This window comes from Streptomyces sp. NPDC002054 (genome assembly GCF_040296685.1).
Lineage (GTDB): Bacteria > Actinomycetota > Actinomycetes > Streptomycetales > Streptomycetaceae > Streptomyces.
In genome coordinates this window covers 91,607-112,491 of the sequence record NZ_JBEOXT010000023.1, presented here as the reverse complement: position 1 = coordinate 112,491, position 20,885 = coordinate 91,607, and the positions used below count along the sequence as shown (strand labels likewise).

The following is a 20,885-nucleotide window of genomic DNA, read 5'->3' as shown; positions in this document are numbered from 1 at the left end:
ATATCCTCGGGTCCCCTTGAACTCCCCTGAACTCCCTTGAATTTCCCTGAGTCCCTCCGCGGTCTCGATCACGCGAATAGGTGAAGCGCCAGTGGCGACGAACGAAGCAAAGCTCCGCGAATACCTCAAGAAGGTCACAACGGATCTCGACGAGGCGTACGGACGTCTCCGGGACATCGAGAGCCAGGCCCACGAGCCCATCGCCATCACGGCCATGAGTTGCCGCTTCCCCGGCGGCGTACGGTCCCCCGAGGAACTGTGGGACCTGCTCGCCTCCGGCGGTGACGCCCTCACCGAATTCCCCACGGACCGGGGCTGGGACCTGGACCACCTGTTCTCGGACGACCCCGACGACCAGGGCACCTCCACCACCCGTGAGGGCGGCTTCCTCAGCGGCGCGTCCGCGTTCGACGCCCACTTCTTCGGGATCTCCCCGCGCGAGGCCATGGCGATGGACCCGCAGCAGCGGCTGCTGCTGGAGACCTCGTGGGAGGCGTTCGAGCGCGCCGGAATCGACCCGCACGTCCTCCGCGGCAGCCAGTGCGGGGTGTTCGTCGGCATGAACGGCTCGGACTACCTCACCCCGCTGCTGGAGGCCGCCGAGGACTACGCGGGCCACCTCGGCACCGGCAACGCGTCCAGCGTGCTGTCCGGCCGGCTGTCCTACACCTTCGGCCTCGAAGGCCCCGCCGTCACCGTCGACACCGCCTGCTCGGCCTCGCTCGTCGCCCTCCACCTGGCGGTGCAGGCCCTACGGGCCGGGGAATGCGCGCTGGCCGTCGCCGGCGGCGTGCACGTGATGTCCACCCCCGGGCTCTTCGTGGAGTTCAGCAAGCAGCGCGGCCTGTCCGCCGACGGCCGGTGCAAGGCATTCGCGGCCGGAGCCGACGGCTTCGGCCCGGCGGAAGGCGTGGGCGTCCTGCTCCTGGAGCGGCTGTCGGACGCGCGGCGGAACGGGCGTCCGGTGCTGGCCGTGGTCCGGGGCTCGGCGATCAACCAGGACGGTGCGAGCAACGGGCTGACCGCCCCGAACGGGCCGTCGCAGCAGCGCGTCATCCGGCAGGCCCTGGCCAACGCCCGGCTCTCCACCGACCAGGTCGACGTGGTGGAGGCACACGGTACGGGTACGTCGCTGGGCGACCCGATCGAGGCGCAGGCGCTGCTGGCGACGTACGGCCAGGAGCGGGCGGCCGGGCAGCCGCTGCTGCTGGGATCGGTCAAGTCCAACATCGGGCACACCCAGGCCGCCGCCGGTGTCGCCGGCGTGATGAAGATGGTGCTGGCCATGCAGCACGGGGTGCTGCCGGCCTCGCTGCACATCGACGAGCCGTCGCCGCACGTGGACTGGGAGTCGGGCGCGGTCGCCCTGCTCACGGAGCAGACGGCATGGCCCGAGACGGCGCACCCGCGTCGTGCGGGTGTGTCGTCGTTCGGGTTCAGTGGGACGAACGCGCACGTGATCGTGGAGCAGGCGCCGGAGGCGGAGGCTTCTGCGGCCGAGTCTGACGTGCGCTCTGGCATGCCGGTGGTGCCGTGGGTGTTGTCGGGCAAGAGCGCGGGGGCGTTGCGGGCGCAGGCGGAGCGGCTGGCGGGCTGGTCGGCGGATGCGGATCCGCTGGATGTGGGCTGGTCGCTGGCGTCGACGCGGGCGGGTCTGGAGCACCGGGCGGTGGTGTTCGGTGATCACGCGGCGGGTGTGGCTGCGGTGGCGTCGGGTGCGCTCGCCGCGGGTGTGGTGACCGGGTCCGTGGTGGGTGGCAAGACCGCCTTCGTGTTCCCGGGCCAGGGCTCGCAGTGGGTGGGGATGGCTGCGGCGCTGTTGGAGTCGTCTCCTGCGTTTGCTGCGCGGGTTGATGAGTGTGCGAAGGCGTTGGAGGCGTTCACCGACTGGTCGTTGGTGGATGTGCTGCGTGGTGCCGATGGCGCGCCGTCGCTGGAGCGGGTGGATGTGGTTCAGCCTGCGCTGTTTGCGGTGATGGTGTCGTTGGCGGAGGTGTGGCGGGGCGCGGGTGTGCGTCCGGGTGCGGTGATCGGTCATTCGCAGGGCGAGATTGCCGCCGCGTGCGTGGCGGGGATCCTGTCGCTGGAGGACGCGGCCCGGGTGGTGGCGTTGCGGAGTCAGGCCATCGGCCGAGTCCTGGCGGGTCTGGGCGGAATGGTGTCCGTACCGCTGCCCGCGGAGGAGGTCCGGGAGCGGATCGCGGTGTGGGGTGAGGAGCGGATCTCCGTCGCCGCCGTCAACGGCCCGTCCTCTGTGGTCGTCTCGGGCGAGGTCCAGGCCCTCGAAGAGCTCCTGGTCACCTGTGAGGCGGACGGAGTTCGGGCCCGGCGGATCGCGGTGGACTACGCCTCCCACTCCGCGCAGGTCGATCTGCTGCGGCAGGAGCTGGCCGAGCTTCTCGCGCCGATCGTTCCGCGGGCGGCCGAGGTGCCGTTCTTGTCCACCGTCACGGGTGAGTGGGTGAAGGGGCCTGAGCTGGATGCCGGTTACTGGTTCCGGAACCTGCGGCAGACCGTGGAGCTGGAGCAGGCCACCCGCAGCCTCCTCGACCAGGGCTTCGGTGTGTTCATCGAGTCCAGCCCGCACCCGGTCCTGACCGTCGGCATGCAGGAGACCGTCGAGGACGCAGGCCGCGAGGCCGCCGTTCTGGGGTCGTTGCGTCGTAATGAGGGCGGGCTGGAGCGTTTCTGGCTCTCCCTGGGTGAGGCTTACGTCCGGGGCGCGACTGTCGACTGGGATGCGGTGTTCGCGGGTACGGGTGCTCGGCGTGTGGATCTGCCGACCTACGCCTTCCAGTCGCAGCGGTACTGGCCTGAGGCCGCGCTGGTCGAGGCGGATGTGCTGCCGGCGGAGAGCGCGGTCGATGCCCGTTTCTGGGACGCGGTCGAACGTGAGGATCTCGCCGCGCTCACAGCCGAGCTGCGTATTGAGGGCGACCAGCCGCTGACCGCCCTGCTTCCCGCGTTGTCCTCGTGGCGGCGGCAGAGCCGCGAGCAGTCAACGGTCGATGGCTGGCGCTACCGGGTCACCTGGAAGCCCCAAGCCGAAGCCACCACCGCCACTCGTCTCTCCGGAACTTGGCTGGTCGTCGTGCCCGAGGCCCTGGAGGGCCCGGCCGGTGACACAGCTACCGCCGTCCTGCGGGTGCTCGCCGACCGCGGTGCGGACGTCCGTACCGTCACCGTGACCCCGGACATGGCCGACCGTGACGCGCTCACCGCCACCCTGACGGCGGCCACCGATGACGGGACTGCCCCCGCCGGCGTCCTCTCCCTCCTCGCCTTCGCCGCCGGGCTCGCGCTGTCTCAGGCACTCGGTGACGCCGGCGTGGCCGCACCCCTGTGGTGTGTCACCCAGGGCGCGGTCGCCGTCGGGCGGTCCGAGCGGGTCGAGGACCCGGAGCAGGCGCTGATCTGGGGTCTCGGCCGCGTCGCCTCCATGGAGCAGGGGGGCCGTTGGGGCGGTCTGGTCGATCTGCCCCCGCAGGCCGACGACCGGACCCTCGACCGGCTCGTGGGAGTCCTCGCCGGTGACGGAGCCGAGGACCAGGTCGCAGTCCGCGCCTCCGGGGTCTTCGTACGGAGGCTCGTCCGCGCCCGCCTGGCCGAGACGCCAGCGGTGCGGGAGTGGCGTCCGCGCGGGACGACGCTGGTCACCGGCGGTACGGGCGCCCTCGGCGCGCACGTGGCCCGCTGGCTGGCCGAGAACGGCGCCGAGCACCTGATCCTCACCAGCCGGCGCGGCCCCGACGCCCCCGGCGCAGACGGGCTGCGCGACGAACTGACCGCGCTCGGCGCCCAGGTCACCCTCACCGCCTGCGACGTCAGCGACCGCGATGCCCTCGCCGCGCTCATCGCCTCCGTACCCGCCGACCAGCCGCTCACCGCGGTCGTGCACACGGCGGCCGTCCTCGACGACGGCGTCATCGAGGCGCTCACCCCCGAGCAGATCGAGCGGGTCCTGCGCGTCAAGGTCGACGCGACACGCCACCTGCACGAGCTGACCCAGGACCTCGACCTGTCCGCGTTCGTCCTCTTCTCCTCCTTCGCCGCCACCTTCGGCGCTCCCGGCCAGGGGAACCAAGCGCCCGGCAATGCCTTCCTCGACGCCTTCGCCGAGTACCGGCGCGCCTCTGGCCTGCCCGCGACCTCAATCGCCTGGGGCCCTTGGGGCAGCGCGGATGGGGACGACAGTGCGGCGGGCGACCGCATGCGCCGCCACGGCATTCTCGCCATGGCGCCCGAGCGGACCCTGGCGTCGCTGCGGCACGCCCTCGACCGCGACGAGACCACCCTGACCGTGGTCGACATGGACTGGAAGCGGTTCACCCTCGCCTTCACCGCCGACCGGCCCCGGCCGCTGCTCCTGGAGCTGCCCGAGGCCCGGCGGATCATCGAGAGCGCGGAACGGGACTCCGCCGAGGACCTGGCCGGGGGAGTGCCGCTCACCCAGCAGCTGGCCGGGCTGCCCGACGTCGAGCGGGAACGCCTGCTGCTGGACCTGGTCCGGACGGCTGTCGCCGCCGTTCTCGGCCATGCCGACCTCGCGGCGGTGGAGGCCGGCCGGGCCTTCAAGGAACTGGGCTTCGACTCCCTCACCTCCGTCGAGCTGCGCAACCGGCTCGGCGCGGTGACCGGGCTGAAGCTGCCGGCCAGCCTGGTCTTCGACCACCCCACCCCCGCCGCCGTCGCCGCGTACCTGCTGGCCGGGATCGTGCCCGACGCGGTGGCGGGCGGGGCCCCGCTGCTGGAGGAGATCGACAAGCTGGAGACCGTACTGGAACGGGGCACCTCCGACAGCGTCGTACGGGCCCGGGTGACGATGCGGCTGCAGTCGCTGCTGGCGAAGTGGAACGACAGCGAGGACCCGGCCGGGAGGCAGGCCGGCCCGGGTGCCGGGGACGGCTCCGTGGCCGGCCTCGGGCTCGGTGGGGCGGCAGCCGCACCGGACGCCGTGCTCGACGAGGTCGAGCAGCTCCAGGACGCCAGCGACGAGGAGCTGTTCGCCTTTATCAACAAGGGCCTCGGGCGTTATTGACGGCTTGCCGATTATTGGTGAAGATGGCCAGCCCCCTGAGTAATTCCCTGGGGGTCACTGCCCCCTATGAACTGCCCCCTACGCATTCCTCCACCCAGGGGTGCGTAGGGGGCAGTTAGGGGTTGTCGGGGGGATTGAGCGCGAAATAGCCTGCCGCCGAGCAGTCGCTTCGCCCGACGGATGAAGCGATCGCATTTCCCGATGTCAATTCTCGGCTCTGCACACAGTTTTCCGATGCCGTCTGCTGCAAATGGGTGGTTGCGTTAAATGGCGAATGAAGAGACGCTGCGGGACTACCTGAAGCTGGTGACGGCGGATCTGCACCAGACGCGTCAGCGGCTTCGCGACGTAGAGGCGAAGAACCAGGACCCCATTGCCATCGTCGGCATGGGCTGCCGCTACCCCGGAGGCGCAACCTCTCCCGAGGAACTGTGGCAGCTGGTCGTCGACGGCGTCGACGCCATCACCGGATTCCCCGCCGAGCGCGGCTGGGACATGGAGACCGTCTACCACCCCGACCCCGAGCATCCGGGCACCAGCTACGCCAACCAGGGCGGCTTCGTACGGGACTTCGCGCGGTTCGACCCCTCGCTCTTCGGGATCTCCCCGCGCGAGGCCCTCGCCATGGACCCCCAGCAGCGGCTGCTCCTGGAGACCTCCTGGGAGGCGTTCGAGCGCGCCGGCATCGACCCGACCTCGATGCGCGGCAAGCAGGTCGGCGTGTTCGTGGGCACCAGCAACCACGACTACCTGACGGCGCTGCTGAGCTCCTCCGAGAACGTCGAGGGCTACCTCGGCACCGGAAACGCGGCGAGCGTGGCCTCGGGCCGGCTGTCGTACACCTTCGGTCTCGAGGGCCCGGCCGTCACCGTCGACACCGCCTGCTCGTCCTCGCTCGTCGCCCTGCACCTGGCCGTGCAGGCGCTGCGCAACGGCGAGTGCTCGCTCGCCCTCGCCGGCGGCGCCACCCTGATGGCGGCGCCCGGCACCTTCATCGACTACAGCAAGCAGCGCGGCCTCGCCGTAGACGGCCGCTGCAAGGCGTTCTCGCCGGACGCCGACGGCTTCAGCCTCGCCGAAGGCGTCGGTGTCCTCCTCGTGGAGCGGCTCTCCGACGCCCGCCGCAAGGGCCACCCCGTCCTCGCCGTCATCCGCGGTACCGCCGTCAACCAGGACGGTGCCAGCAACGGCCTGACCGCCCCCAACGGCCCGTCGCAGCAGCGCGTCATCCTCCAGGCACTGTCCAATGCCCGGCTCACGCCCGACCAGGTGGACGCCGTGGAGGCGCACGGTACGGGAACCGGCCTCGGTGACCCCATCGAGGCGCAGGCGATCATCGCCACCTACGGCCAGGACCGCCCCGACGGGCGGCCGTTGTGGCTGGGCTCCCTCAAGACCAACATCGGCCACGCGCAGGCCGCCGCCGGCGTTGCCGGAGTCATCAAGAGCGTCATGGCGATGCGGCACGCGGTGCTGCCGCGCACCCTGCACGTGGCCGAGCCGACCCCGCACGTCGACTGGTCGGCGGGCGACGTGTCCCTGCTCACCGAGGCGCGGCCCTGGCCGCAGCACGACGGGCCCCGCCGGATCGGAGTCTCCTCCTTCGGCATGAGCGGCACCAACGCGCACATCATCCTGGAGAGCGCCGAGGAACCCGCCGAGAATTCGGCCGAGGAACCCGCCGCCGAACCGGCTGCCGTCCTGCCGGTCGTCCTGTCCGGCAAGACCGAGGCTGCGCTGCGGGCCCAGGCTGCCGCGCTGCACGCCCACCTCACGGCCCGTCCCGAGTACCGCATCGCGGACGTTGCCTACGCGCAGGCGCTCACCCGGGCCGCCCTGGACCGTCGTGCGGCGGTCGTCGCCGAGGGCCGGGAAGGCCTGATGGCGGGACTCGCGGCGGTCGCGGAGGGCCGCCCGTCGGCCGACGTGGTCGAAGGCGCCGCCACGGAGGGCAAGCTGGCGTTCCTGTTCACGGGACAGGGGAGCCAGCGCCTGGGCATGGGCCGGGAGTTGTACGAGACGTACCCGGTGTTCGCGGACGCGCTGGACGCGGTGTGCGAGCGGCTTGACCTCGAACTCCCCTTGAAGGACGTGCTGTTCGCGGCGGACGCGGAGCTGCTGGACCGGACGGAGTTCACCCAGCCGGCGCTGTTCGCGGTCGAGGTGGCGCTGTTCCGGCTGGTGGAGAGCTGGGGTCTGCGGCCGGACTTCCTGGCCGGGCACTCCATCGGTGAGATCGCCGCCGCGCACGTTGCGGGTGTGCTGTCCCTGGAGGACGCGTGCACCCTGGTCGCTGCCCGTGGCCGGCTGATGCAGGCGCTGCCCGCCGGTGGTGTGATGATCGCGGTGGAGGCCTCGGAGGACGAGGTTCTGCCGCTGCTGACCGACCGGGTGAGCATCGCGGCCGTCAACGGTCCGCGGGCCGTCGTCGTGGCCGGTGACGAGGACGCGGCGGTCGCCGTTGCGGAGGCCTTCCCGGATCGGAAGACCAAGCGCCTCACCGTCAGTCACGCCTTCCACTCCCCGCACATGGACGGCATGCTGGACGCCTTCCGCGAGGTCGCGCAGGGGCTGACGTACGAGGCCCCCCGCATCCCGGTCGTCTCCAACCTGACCGGCGCCCTCGTCACCGACGAGATGGCCTCGGCCGAGTTCTGGGTCCGGCACGTCCGCGAGGCCGTCCGCTTCCTCGACGGCATCCGTTGGCTGGAGAGCCGCGGAGTCACCGCGTACGTCGAACTCGGCCCCGGCGGCGTCCTCTCCGCCCTCGGCCAGGACTGCCAGACCGCGGCCGGCCCCCGCGCTGCCGCCTTCCTGCCCGCGCTCCGCACCGGCCGCCCCGAGGCGTGGTCCCTGACCGCCGCCGTCGCCGGTGCACATGTCCGGGGGCACTCCCCGGACTGGGCCGGCCGCTTCGCCGGGACCGGCGCACGCCGTGTCGAGCTGCCGACGTACGCCTTCCAGCGCGAGCTGTACTGGCCGCGCGACCCCTTCACCGATCTGACCGACCCCGCCGACGGCCGCGAACTCGGCGCCACCGACGCCAAGTTCTGGGAGGTCGTCGACAGCGAGGACCTGGCCGCGCTCGCCGACACCCTCGGTGTCGACGGCGACGAGCCGCTCAGCAGCGTGCTCCCCGCGCTCTCGGCCTGGCACCGCCGGCACCGCGACCGCGACACCGTGGGTGGCTGGCGCTACCGCGTCACCTGGAAACCGCTCACCGACGCCGCCCCCGGGCCCCTGGCCGGGCACTGGCTCCTGGCCGTGCCCGCCGGATACGAGGACGCCCTCTGGGCCGTCGCCGCTGCCGAGGCCCTGGCCGCCCGCGGCACCACTGTCAGCACCCTGGCCGTCAACACGACGGCCGACGACCGGGCCGCCCTCGCCCACCGGATCGCCGAGACCCTGGCCGGGGCGGACGCGCCCGCCGGGGTGCTCTCGCTGCTCGCCCTCGACGAGCGTCCGCACCCCGAGGACCCGGCGCTGCCCGCCGGCCTCGCCGCCACCCTGGCCCTCGTCCAGGCGCTGGGCGACGCGGACGTGGACGCCCCGCTCTGGGCCGCCACCCAGGGCGCGGTGTCCACCGGCCGTTCCGACCGGCTCACCGGCCTCGCCCAGGCCCCGCTCTGGGGCCTCGGCCGTACCGCCGCCCTCGAACTGCCCGGCCGCTGGGGCGGCCTCGTCGACCTGCCGCCGACCCCCGACGACCGCTCCGCCGCACGGCTCGCGGACGTCCTGGGCGGGCTGGGCGCCGAGGACCACCTCGCCGTGCGTTCCACCGGCATCTTCGTCCGCAGGCTGGCCCGCGGCGTCCAGGAGCAGGCCCCCGCCGCCGAGTGGACCACCTCCGGCACCGCCCTGGTCACCGGCGCCACCGGCGCGCTCGGCCGCCACGTGTCCCGCTGGCTCGCCCGTACCGGCGCCGAGCACCTGCTGCTGGTGAGCAGGCGCGGCCCCGAAGCCGACGGGGCGCACGAACTCGCCGCCGAACTGCGTGCTCTGGGCGCCGAGGTCACCCTCGCGGCCTGCGACGTCGCCGACCGCGACGCCGTGGCCGCGCTGCTCGCCGCGATCCCGGCCGAACTCCCCCTGACCACCGTCGTCCACGCCGCCGGCGTGCTCGACGACGGGGTCCTCGACGCGCAGACCCCGCAGCGTCTGGCGGCCGTCATGCGCCCCAAGGCCCACGCGGCACAGATCCTGCACGAGCTGACCCGCGAGCTGGACCTGGACCTCTCGGCGTTCGTTCTCTTCTCCTCCCTCGCCGCCGCGTTCGGCGCCGCGGGGCAGGCCAACTACGCCGCCGCGAACGCCTCCCTGGACGCACTCGCCGAGCAGCGCCGCGCCGACGGCCTGCCCGCCACCGTGATCTCCTGGGGCGCCTGGGCGGAGGGCGGCATGGCCACCGACGAACTCGTCGCCGAGCGCCTGCGGTCCGCCGGCCTCCCGGCCCTGGCCCCCGAACTGGCCCTGTCGGCCATGCACATGGCGCTCACCCTGGACGAGACCGCTTCCCTCGTCGCCGACATCGACTGGGACCGCCTGGCACCCGGCCTCACCGCCGTACGCCCCTGCCCGCTGATCGCCGACCTCCCCGAGGCCGTGCACGCCCTCGCCGCGGCCGACGCACCCGACGCGGCTGCCGGGACCGCCGACTCCTTCGCTCGGCAGCTCGCGCAGGCATCGGCGGCCGAACGGGATGAGCTCGCCCTGGAGTTCGTCCGTACCCAGATTGCCGCCGTGCTCGGCTACCCGGGCCCCGGTTCCGTCGACCCGGCCATCGCCTTCCGGGACCTCGGCTTCGACTCCCTGACCGCGGTGGAGATCCGCAACCTCCTCACCTCCCGGACGGGGCTGCGGCTGCCCGCGACCCTGATCTTCGACTACCCCAATTCCCTGTCCCTGGCCTCCTTCCTCCAGGGCGAACTCCTGGGCGCACAGCCCGCGCAGCCCGCGGAGCCGGCTCCGGTCCGGAGCACCGCCGACGCCGATGACGACCCCATTGCGATCGTCGCCATGAGCTGCCGCTTCCCCGGCGGCGTGGACACTCCGGAGCAGCTGTGGGAGCTGCTCGTCAACGGGCGCGACGCCGTCTCCGGCTTCCCCGCCGACCGCGGCTGGGACCTCGACGGCCTGTACGACCCGGAGTCCGTCGCCGAGAACACCACCTATGTCCGCGAGGGCGGCTTCCTCGCCGACGCCACCGAGTTCGACCCCGCCTTCTTCGGCATCTCGCCGCGCGAGGCCCTCGCCATGGACCCGCAGCAGCGGCTGCTCCTGGAAACCTCGTGGGAGGTCTTCGAGCGGGCCGGCATCGACCCCGCCACCGTGCGCGGTGACCGGATCGGCGTGTTCACCGGCACCAACGGCCAGGACTACCTCGACGTCATCCTCGCCGCCCCCGACGGCACCGAGGGCTTCCTCGGCACCGGCAACGCGGCAAGCGTCGTCTCCGGGCGCGTCAGCTACGTCCTGGGCCTGGAAGGCCCGGCCGTCACCGTCGACACCGCCTGCTCGTCCTCGCTGGTGGCCCTGCACTGGGCGATCCAGGCCCTGCGGGCCGGCGAGTGCACCATGGCACTCGCGGGCGGCGTGACCGTCATGTCCACCCCCGCCTCCTTCATCGACTTCAGCCGCCAGCGCGGCCTGGCGGAGGACGGCCGCATCAAGGCCTTCGCCGCCGCCGCCGACGGCACCGGCTGGGGCGAGGGCCTCGGCATGCTGCTCGTCGAGCGGCTCTCCGACGCCCGCCGCAACGGCCACCCGGTCCTCGCCCTGGTCCGCGGCTCGGCCGTGAACCAGGACGGCGCGAGCAACGGCCTGACCGCGCCCAACGGCCCGTCGCAGCAGCGGGTCATCCGCCAGGCCCTGGCCAGTGCCGGCCTGTCCGCCGCCGAGGTGGACGCGGTCGAGGCCCACGGTACGGGCACCCGGCTCGGCGACCCCATCGAGGCGCAGGCCCTGCTGGCCACGTACGGCCAGGACCGCCCCGACGGCCGGCCCCTGCTGCTCGGTTCGATCAAGTCGAACATGGGCCACACGCAGGCCGCCGCCGGTGTCGCCGGCGTGATGAAGATGGTGCTGGCCATGCAGCACGGGGTGCTGCCGCAGACCCTGCACGTGGACGAGCCCACCCCGCACGTCGACTGGACGGCCGGTGACATCACCCTGCTGGCCGAGCAGGTGGAATGGCCCGAGACCGGGCGCCCCCGCCGGGCCGGCATCTCCTCGTTCGGCATCAGCGGCACCAACGCCCACACCATCATCGAACAGGCCCCGGAATCCCAGCCTGCCGAACCGGCGTCGGCGGACGGACCGCTGCCGTGGATCCTCTCGGCCAAGACCCCGGAGGCCCTGCGCGACCAGGCCCGCGGCCTGCACATCCACGCCGCCCGGCACCCCGAGCTGCACCCCGCCGACCTCGGCCTCTCCCTGGCCCTCGGCCGCTCCGCGTTCGAACACCGCGCCGCCGTGGTGGCCGCGGACCGTGCCGGGCTGCTCGACGGACTGGCCGCGCTCGCCGAGGGTGCGCCGACCGCCGGGCTCGTGGCGGGATCGCCGACGGCCGGCAAGGTCGCCTTCCTGTTCACCGGGCAGGGCAGCCAGCGGCTCGGCATGGGCCGCGAACTGTACGACTCCCACCCGGTGTTCGCGGACGCGCTGGACGCGGCCTGCGCCCACCTGGATGCGCTGCTCGAACTGCCCCTGAAGGACGTGCTGTTCGGGGACGATGGCGGCCTGCTGGACGAGACGCGCTTCACCCAGCCGGCGCTGTTCGCGGTCGAGGTGGCGCTGTTCCGGCTGCTGGAGAGCTGGGGTGTTCGGCCGGACTTCCTGTCCGGTCACTCCATCGGTGAGATCGCCGCCGCGCATGTGGCGGGTGTCCTGTCGCTGGAGGACGCCTGTGCGCTGGTCGCGGCGCGTGGCCGGTTGATGCAGGCACTGCCCGGCGGTGGCGTGATGATCGCCGTCCAGGCGTCGGAGGAGGAGATCCTGCCGCTGCTGACGGGCGGCCGGGTGAGCATCGCGGCGGTCAACGGTCCGGAGTCGGTGGTCATCGCCGGTGACGAGGACGCCGCCGTCGCGGTCGTGGAGGTGCTCCACGACCGGAAGAGCAAGCGACTGACGGTCAGTCATGCATTCCACTCGCCGCACATGGACGGCATGCTGGACGAGTTCCGCCGTGTGGTGGAAGGGCTGTCGTTCGAGGCTCCACGGATCCCGATCGTGTCCAACCTGACCGGCGCCCTGGTCACCGGCGGCGAGATGGCTTCGGCCGGGTTCTGGGTGCGGCATGTCCGGGAGGCCGTCCGCTTCCTCGACGGCGTCCGCGCCCTGGAGGCGGCCGGCGTGACGACGTACGTCGAGCTCGGCCCCGACGGCGTGCTGTCGGCCCTCGCACAGGAATGCACCGAGGCGGACGCTGCCTTCGTGCCGGTCCTCCGCGCGGGCCGTCCTGAGGCCGAGGCGCTGGTCACCGCCCTCGCACGGGCCCATGTGCACGGAGTCGGCGTCGACTGGACGCGGTACTTCTCCGGGACCGGCGCCCGGCGCGTCGACCTGCCCACCTACCCCTTCCAGCGGCAGCGCTACTGGCCGGCCGTCTCCGCCCTCTACCTCGGGGACGTCGCGGCGATCGGACTCGAGGACACGGCCCACCCGCTCCTCAGTGCAGGCGTCGCCCTGCCCGAGTCGGACGGCATGGTGTTCGCCGCCCGCCTCGCCCTGTCCACCCACCCCTGGCTGGCCGACCACGCCATCCTCGGCAGCGTCCTGCTGCCCGGTACGGCCTTCGTGGAGCTCGCGATCCGCGCCGGTGACCAGCTCGGCTGCGACCACCTCGAGGAGCTCACCCTCGAGGCGCCCCTCGTGCTGCCCGAACGGGGCGGCGTCCAGCTGCGCGTGTGGGTCGGCGCCGCCGACGGAACCGGCCGCCGGCCGTTCGCCCTGCACTCTCGGGCCGAGGGCCTGGCGGCCGAGGAGCCCTGGACGCGGCACGCCGCCGGCGTGCTCGCCGAAGACGGCCGCCCGGCGGCCGGCTTCGACCTGACCGCCTGGCCCCCGGCCGGCGCCACCGAAGTACCGCTCGACGGCCGCTACGACGCGCTCGACGGCATCGGCTTCGCCTACGGCCCCACCTTCCGGGGCCTGCGTACGGCATGGCAGCTCGACGGCGCGGTGTACGCCGAGGTCAGGCTCCCCGAGGGGACCGAGGACCAGGCGGGCCGCTTCGGCCTGCACCCCGCGCTGCTCGACGCGGCCCTGCACGCCATTGGGCTGGACGGCATCGGGGCCGACGACGGCCGGGGCCGACTGCCCTTCGCCTGGTCCGGGGTGTCGCTGTACGCGGGCGGGGCGAGCACGCTGCGTGTCCGCCTCACCCCGGCCGGGGCCGAGGGCGTCCGACTGGAGATCGCCGACGCAGCCGGCGCGCCCGTCGCGGCCGTCGAGTCGCTCGGGTTGCGCCCGGTGACCGCCGACCAGCTGCGCGCCGTGCGCGCCACGTACCACGAGTCCGTGTTCCGCCAGCAGTGGACGGAACTCTCCGGCCTCGCCGCCCCGGACCCGGCCCCCGCGGTCCGGTACGCCGTCCTCGGCGACACCCGCCACGCCGGCCTCCACACCGACCGTTACGCGGACCTGGCAGCGCTGGCCGCCGCAGTCGACGCCGGGGCGGCCGTACCGGACGAGGTCCTCGTCCACCTCGCCCCGGCGCCCGCTCCTCTGTCCGCGCCGGCCGTGCACGGTGCCGCGCACGACGCGCTCGCCCTCACCCAGGCATGGCTGGCGGACGAGCGGTTCGCCGCCGCCCGGCTGGTGTTCGTCACCCGTGGCGCGGTGGCCGCCGCGCCGGACGAGGACGTCACCGACCTCGCCGCCGCCACGGTGTGGGGTCTGCTGCGGTCCGCGCAGACCGAGAACCCCGGCCGTATCGCGCTCGTGGACGCCGACCCCGCCGTCGACCTCGCCGCCGCCCTGCGCGCAGCGCTCACCTCCGACGAGGAGCGCTTCGCGCTGCGCGCCGACACCGTGCTCGTCCCGCGCCTGGCCCGGGTCGAAACGGGGGAGCAGGACGACCAGGCCGGCACCGCTGGCACCGGGCGCGGCCCCGCCTTCGGGCCCGATGGCACGGTGCTGATCACCGGAGCCACCGGTGCGCTGGGCGGGCTGATCGCCCGGCACCTGGCCACCGCCCACGGCGTGCGCCGCCTGCTGCTCGTCGGCCGGCGCGGCGCCGACGCACCCGGCGCGGCCGAACTCGTCCTCGAACTCGCCGAGTCGGGCGCCACGGCGAGCTGGGCGGCCTGCGACGTGGCCGACCGGGACGCCCTCGCCGCACTGCTCGCGACCGTCCCCGCCGAGCACCCGCTCACGGCGGTCGTCCACACCGCCGGCGTCCTCGACGACGGGATCATCTCCTCCCTCACCCCCGACCGGCTCTCGGCGGTGCTGCGCCCCAAGGTGGACGCGGCCTGGAACCTGCACGAGCTGACCCGGGACCTGGACCTCTCCGCCTTCGTGCTCTTCTCCTCCACCTCCGGCCTGTTCGGCGGCCCCGGCCAGGGCAACTACGCCGCCGCCAACTCCTTCCTGGACGCCCTCGCCCAGCACCGCCGGGCCCAGGGCCTGCCGGCCGCCGCGCTCGCCTGGGGCCTGTGGTCCGTGGCCGACGGCATGGCCGGCGCCCTGGACGCCGCCGACGTCAACCGCATGCGCCGGGCCGGACTGCCCCCGCTGACGGCGACCGACGGCCTGCGGCTGTTCGACACCGCAGTCGCCCTCGACGACGCGTCCATGGCCCTCATGCGCGTGGACACCGACGCCCTGCGCCCCCAGGCCGCCGCGGGCACCATCGCCCCGCTGCTGCGCGGCCTCGTACGGGGCGTCGCCCGCCGGTCCGTCGACACCGCGGCTGGCGCCGCCGGCACCGAGTCGGAGCTGCGGGCCCGCCTGGCCGGGCTGTCCGCCGCCGAACAGGACCGCGCGCTGCTGGACCTGGTCCGTGCGCAGGTGGCGGCCGTGCTCGGACACGCCGGCCCCGCCGCCGTCGAGTCGGGGCGGGCCTTCAAGGAGCTGGGCTTCGACTCGCTCACCGCGGTGGAACTCCGCAACCGGCTGTCCGCCGCCACCGCCCTGCGACTGCCCGCCACCCTGATCTTCGACTATCCGGACCCGACGGTCCTCGCCCGCCACCTGCGCACCGAGCTGATCGGCGACACGGACGCGGCCACGGCCACGGACACCGGGCTCGCGGCTCCTGCGAGCACCATCGCCACCGCCGCTGCCGACGACGAGCCCATCGCCATCGTCGCCATGAGCTGCCGCTACCCCGGAGACATCCGCACTCCCGAGGACCTCTGGCAGCTCCTGACGGCCGGCGAGGACGGCATCACCCGCCTCCCCGAGAACCGCGGCTGGGACACCGAGGCCCTCTACCACCCCGACCCCGAGCACCCGGGCACCTCGTACGCCCGAGAGGGCGGCTTCCTGCACGACGCCGCCGAGTTCGACGCCTCCTTCTTCGGGATCTCCCCGCGCGAGGCCCTCGCCATGGACCCCCAGCAGCGCCTGCTGCTGGAGACCACCTGGGAGGTCTTCGAACGCGCCGGAATCGCCCCGTCCGCGGTGCGCGGCAGCCGTACGGGCGTCTTCGCGGGCGTCATGTACCACGACTACGGCGCACGCCTGCACGCCGTGCCCGACGGGGTCGAGGGCTACCTCGGCACGGGCAGCTCCAGCAGCATCGTCTCGGGCCGCGTCGCCTATACCTTCGGCCTGGAGGGCCCGGCGGTCACCGTCGACACGGCCTGCTCCTCCTCGCTGGTCGCCCTGCACCTCGCGGCGCAGGCGCTGCGCAACGGCGAGTGCTCGCTCGCCCTGGCGGGCGGTGTCACCGTGATGTTCACGCCCGGCACCTTCATCGAGTTCAGCCGCCAGCGCGGACTGGCCGCGGACGGACGCTGCAAGTCCTTCGCTGCCGCCGCCGACGGCACCGGCTGGGGCGAGGGGGCGGGCATGCTCCTGCTGGAGCGGCTCTCCGACGCCCGTCGCAACGGCCACCAGGTCCTGGCGGTCGTACGGGGCTCCGCCGTCAACCAGGACGGCGCCAGCAACGGCCTCACCGCCCCCAACGGCCCCTCCCAGCAGCGCGTCATCCGCCAGGCCCTCGCCAACGCCCGCCTGACCGCCGCCGAGGTGGACGCCGTTGAGGCGCACGGCACCGGCACCACTCTCGGCGACCCGATCGAGGCACAGGCGCTGCTGGCCACCTACGGCCGCGAACACGCCGAAGAACGGCCGCTGTTGCTCGGTTCGGTGAAGTCCAACCTCGGGCACACCCAGGCTGCCGCCGGTGTCGCCGGTGTCATCAAGATGGTCATGGCCATGCGGCACGGGGTGCTGCCCAAGACCCTGCACGTGGACGAGCCGACCCCGCACGTCGACTGGTCGGCGGGCGCCGTGTCCCTCCTCACCGAGCAGGTGGAGTGGCCCGACAGCGGCCGGCCGCGGCGCGCGGGTGTCTCCTCGTTCGGCATCAGCGGTACGAACGCGCATGCCATCATCGAGCAGGCCCCGCAGCCCACCGCCCTCCCGGACCCGGCCCCGGAGCCCGAAGGCGCCCGCCCGCCGGTCGTCCCCGTGGTCCTGTCGGCCCGCGGCGAGGACGCGCTGCGCGCCCAGGCCCGCCGCCTGCACACCCACCTCCACACCGGCCCCGCCGTCCGCACCGCCGACCTCGCCCTGTCCCTGGCGACCACCCGCTCGGCCCTGGAACAGCGCGCCGCGCTGGTGGCCGCGGACCGTACGGAGCTGCTCCGCGGTCTGGACGCGCTGGCCCGCGGCGAGGACGCGGCCGGGCTGGTGCGCGGTATCGCACGCGAGGGCCGGACGGCGTTCCTGTTCACCGGGCAGGGCAGCCAGCGGCTGGGGATGGGGCGTGAACTGTACGAGGCCCACCCCGCGTTCGCGGACGCCCTCGACGAGGTCTGCGCCGAACTGGACCGGCACCTCGAACTGCCCCTGAAGGACGTGCTGTTCGGCTCCGACCGCACCCTGCTGGACCGGACCGGGTGCACCCAGCCCGCCCTCTTCGCGGTCGAGGTGGCACTGTTCCGGCTCCTGGCGAGCTGGGGCCTGCACCCCGACGTCCTGGCCGGACACTCCATCGGTGAGATCTCGGCCGCCCATGTCGCGGGTGTCCTCTCCCTCCAGGACGCAGCCGAACTGGTCGCGGCCCGCGGCCGGTTGATGCAGGCGCTGCCCGCCGGTGGCGTGATGATCGCGGTGCAGGCCTCGGAGGGCGAGGTCCGGCCGCTGCTGACCGACCGGGTCGACATCGCGGCGGTCAATGGTCCGCGGTCGGTCGTGATCGCGGGTGACGAGGATGCGGCGGTCGCTGTTGCGGAGGCGTTCCCCGACCGCAAGACCAAGCGCCTCACCGTCAGTCACGCCTTCCACTCCCCGCACATGGACGGCATGCTCGACGACTTCCGCAAGGTGGCGGAGGAGCTCAGCTACCAGGCCCCGCGCATCCCGGTCGTCTCCCTCCTCAACGGCGCGCTCGTCACCGACGAGATGGGCTCCGCCGACTTCTGGGTCCGGCACGTCCGGGAGGCCGTCCGCTTCCTCGACGGCGTCCGCGCCCTGGAGGCGGCCGGCGTGACGACGTACGTCGAACTCGGCCCCGACGGGACCCTGTCCGCACTCGTCCAGGACTGCCTGACCGGCGAGGCCGAGAACGCGGTCTGCCTGCCCGTGCTCCGCAAGGGCCGCCCCGAGGCCGAAACCGTCACCGCCGCCCTGGCGCAGGCCCACGTCCACGGTGTCGCCGTGGACTGGCCCGCGTACTTCTCCGGCACCGGAGCCCTCCGTGTCGACCTGCCCACCTACGCCTTCCAGCGCAAGCGCTACTGGCTCGACGTGGGTGTCTCCGTCGAGGATGTGCTGGCGGCCGGCCTCGATACGGCAGGCCACCCGCTCCTCGGCGCCACCGTGCCCCTGCCCGCCTCCGACGGCCTGGTCCTCACCGGACGCCTCGCCCTCTCCACCCACCCCTGGCTGACCGACCACACGGTCATGGACACGGTCCTGCTGCCCGGCACCGCCTTCGTCGAACTTGCCCTGCGGGCCGGTGCGGAGGTCGGCTGCGACACCGTCGAGGAGCTGGCCATCGAGGCCCCGCTCACCCTTGCCGAGCAGGGCGCCGTTCAGCTCCAGCTGGCCGTCGACGCGGCCGACGAGGCCGGACGGCGCACCCTGACCCTGCACTCCCGCCCCGCCGACGCGCCGGCGCCGGAGCCGTGGACGCGGCACGCCACAGGTGTGCTCGCCCCGGCCGCGCCGGCGCGCGCCTTCGACCTGGCGCAGTGGCCGCCGGCCGGTGCCGAACCCGTCCCCACCGACGGCTTCTACCCGGCCGCCGCCGCGGCCGGCCTCGGCTACGGCCCGGTGTTCCAAGGCCTGCGCGCCGCCTGGCGGCGCGAGGGCGAACTGTTCGCCGAAGTCGCGCTCGACGAGGCGTACGCGGGCGACGCCGACGCCTATGGCGTGCACCCGGCGCTCCTCGACGCCGCCCTGCAGGCCATCGGGCTCGGCGTGCCCGGCACCACCGATACCGACGACGCTACTGAGGGTGCCCGGCTGCCCTTCGCCTGGACCGGCGTACGGCTGTACGCGGCCGGTGCGGCCGGCCTCCGGGTCCGGATCACCACCGGCCCGTCCGGCGGCGTGGCCCTGGACGTCGCCGACTCCACCGGTGCCCCGGTGGCCTCGGTCGACTCCCTGATCCTGCGCCCGGTGTCCGCGGCACAGCTCGGCGCCGACCGCACCGCCCACCACGAGTCCCTGTTCGGCGTGGAGTGGGCGAAGCTGCCCCTCACCGGCGGCGCACTCCCCGCCGGTCAGCGGTGGGCCGTACTGGGCGAGGACCAGGCGGACTTCCGCATCGGCGGCGAACCGCTCGATGTCCACCCCCACCTCACCGCGCTGCGCAAGCAACTCGCCGCCGGTGCCCCGGCACCCGAGGTCGTGATCGTTCCGCTGTCCGGCACGGCCTCCGCCGGCGGCCGGGCAGCCGCCGCCCGGACCGCCGCGCACCACGCGCTCGCCCTGGTCAAGGAGTGGCTGGCCGAGGAGCGCCTCGACGACTCCCGGCTGGTCCTGCTCACCGAGGGCACGGTGGCCGCCCTGCCCGGCGAACACGTCACCGACCTGTCCCACGCCCCGGTGTGGGGCCTGGTGCGGTCCGCACAGTCGGAGAACCCCGGCCGGTTCGTCCTCGCCGACACCGACGGCTCCGACGCCTCCCTCGGGGCGCTGGCCGCCGTCCTGGCGGGCGACGAGCCGCAGGTCGCCCTGCGGGCGGGCGAGGCGTACGCCTTCCGCCTGAGCCGCATCGCCCGGACCGCCGCCGAGACCGGCCGCCCGGAGACCGACGGCACCGAGACCGGCCCGCTGGAGATCGACACCGCCGGCACGGTCCTCGTCACCGGCGCGAGCGGCACCCTCGGCCGGCTCTTCGCCCGCCACCTGGCCGAAGCCCACGGCGTACGGAACCTGCTGCTGCTCAGCCGCCGCGGCGACGCCGCACCCGGAGCGGCCGACCTGACGCGCGACCTGCGCGCGGCCGGCGCGGAGGTGACCTGGGCGGCCTGCGACGCGGCCGACCGGGACGCCCTCGCCGCCGTACTGGCCGCCGTCCCGGCCGACCGGCCGCTCACCGCGGTGGTCCACACGGCCGGGGTACTCGACGACGGCATCATCGACTCCCTCACCCCCGAACGCCTCGACACCGTCCTGCGGCCCAAGGTCGACGCCGCCTGGAACCTGCACGAGCTGACCGAGGGCCACCGGCTCTCCGCCTTCGTGCTGTTCTCCTCGGTCGCCGGCTGCTTCGGCGCCGCCGGCCAGGGCAACTACGCCGCCGCGAACGCCTTCCTGGACGCCCTCGCCCAGCACCGCGCGGCCCGCGGCCTCGCCGCGAGCTCCCTCGCCTGGGGCCTGTGGGCCGCCACGGACGGCATGGCGGGCGCCCTCGACGAGGCCGACCTGACCCGGATGGCCCGCGCCGGTGTCGGCGCGCTCGCCCCCGAGGAGGGGCTGGCCCTGTTCGACACCTCCCGCACCCTGGACGAGGCCGTCCTCGTCCCCATGCGGGTGGAGCCGGCCGCGCTGCGCGCCCAGGCCGCCGACGGCACCCTGCCGCCGCTGCTCCGCGGGCTGGTACGCACCCCCGCGCGCCGGGCCGCCGACACCGCGGCCCGGGCCGCCACCCGCCCCGCCACCGAACCGGCGGACAGCCTCCAGGAGCGGCTGGCGGGCCTGCCCGCCGCCGAACGCGGCCAGGCGCTCAACGAACTGGTCCGCACCCAGGTGGCCGCGGTCCTCGGCCACGGCACGGCCGACGAGGTCGACGCCGGCCGCGGCTTCCTCGACCTGGGCTTCGACTCGCTGACCGCGGTCGACCTGCGCAACCGGCTCACCGCGGCCTCCGGGCTGCGGCTGCCCGTCACGCTGATCTTCGACTACCCGTCGCCGGCCGCCCTTGCCGCGTACATCGGGGAGCGGCTCGGCCAGGACGGCCCCGGCAGCCGGCCCGTCCATGCGGAACTCGACAAGCTCGAATCCCTCCTCTCGGCGGTCACCCCTGACGACGCCGACCGCGCGGGCATCAGCGCCCGGCTCCGAGACCTCCTGGCGAAGTGGAATGACACGCACAGTGCACCTGACAGCGCCGCCGAAGAGCGGGACATCCAGGCCGCCACGGCCGACGAGCTCTTCGATCTCCTCGACGACGAACTCGGACTGTCCTGACCGTCGGCTCGGGACGACCACACCGACCACATCG

2 protein-coding genes are annotated in these 20,885 nt (G+C 73.9%); both read left to right on the top strand.

The window, feature by feature from the left end; genetic code table 11:
* Window positions 1-91: 91 nt before the first annotated feature.
* On the top strand, window positions 92-5,038 hold the full coding sequence (locus ABT123_RS21870; RefSeq protein WP_351317155.1) for a type I polyketide synthase: 4,947 nt from the start codon (window positions 92-94) through the stop codon (window positions 5,036-5,038).
* Window positions 5,039-5,344: 306 nt separating this feature from the next.
* Complete coding sequence (locus tag ABT123_RS21865) at window positions 5,345-20,851, top strand: type I polyketide synthase (RefSeq protein ID WP_502971013.1); 15,507 nt, start codon at window positions 5,345-5,347, stop codon at window positions 20,849-20,851.
* Window positions 20,852-20,885 lie beyond the last annotated feature (34 nt).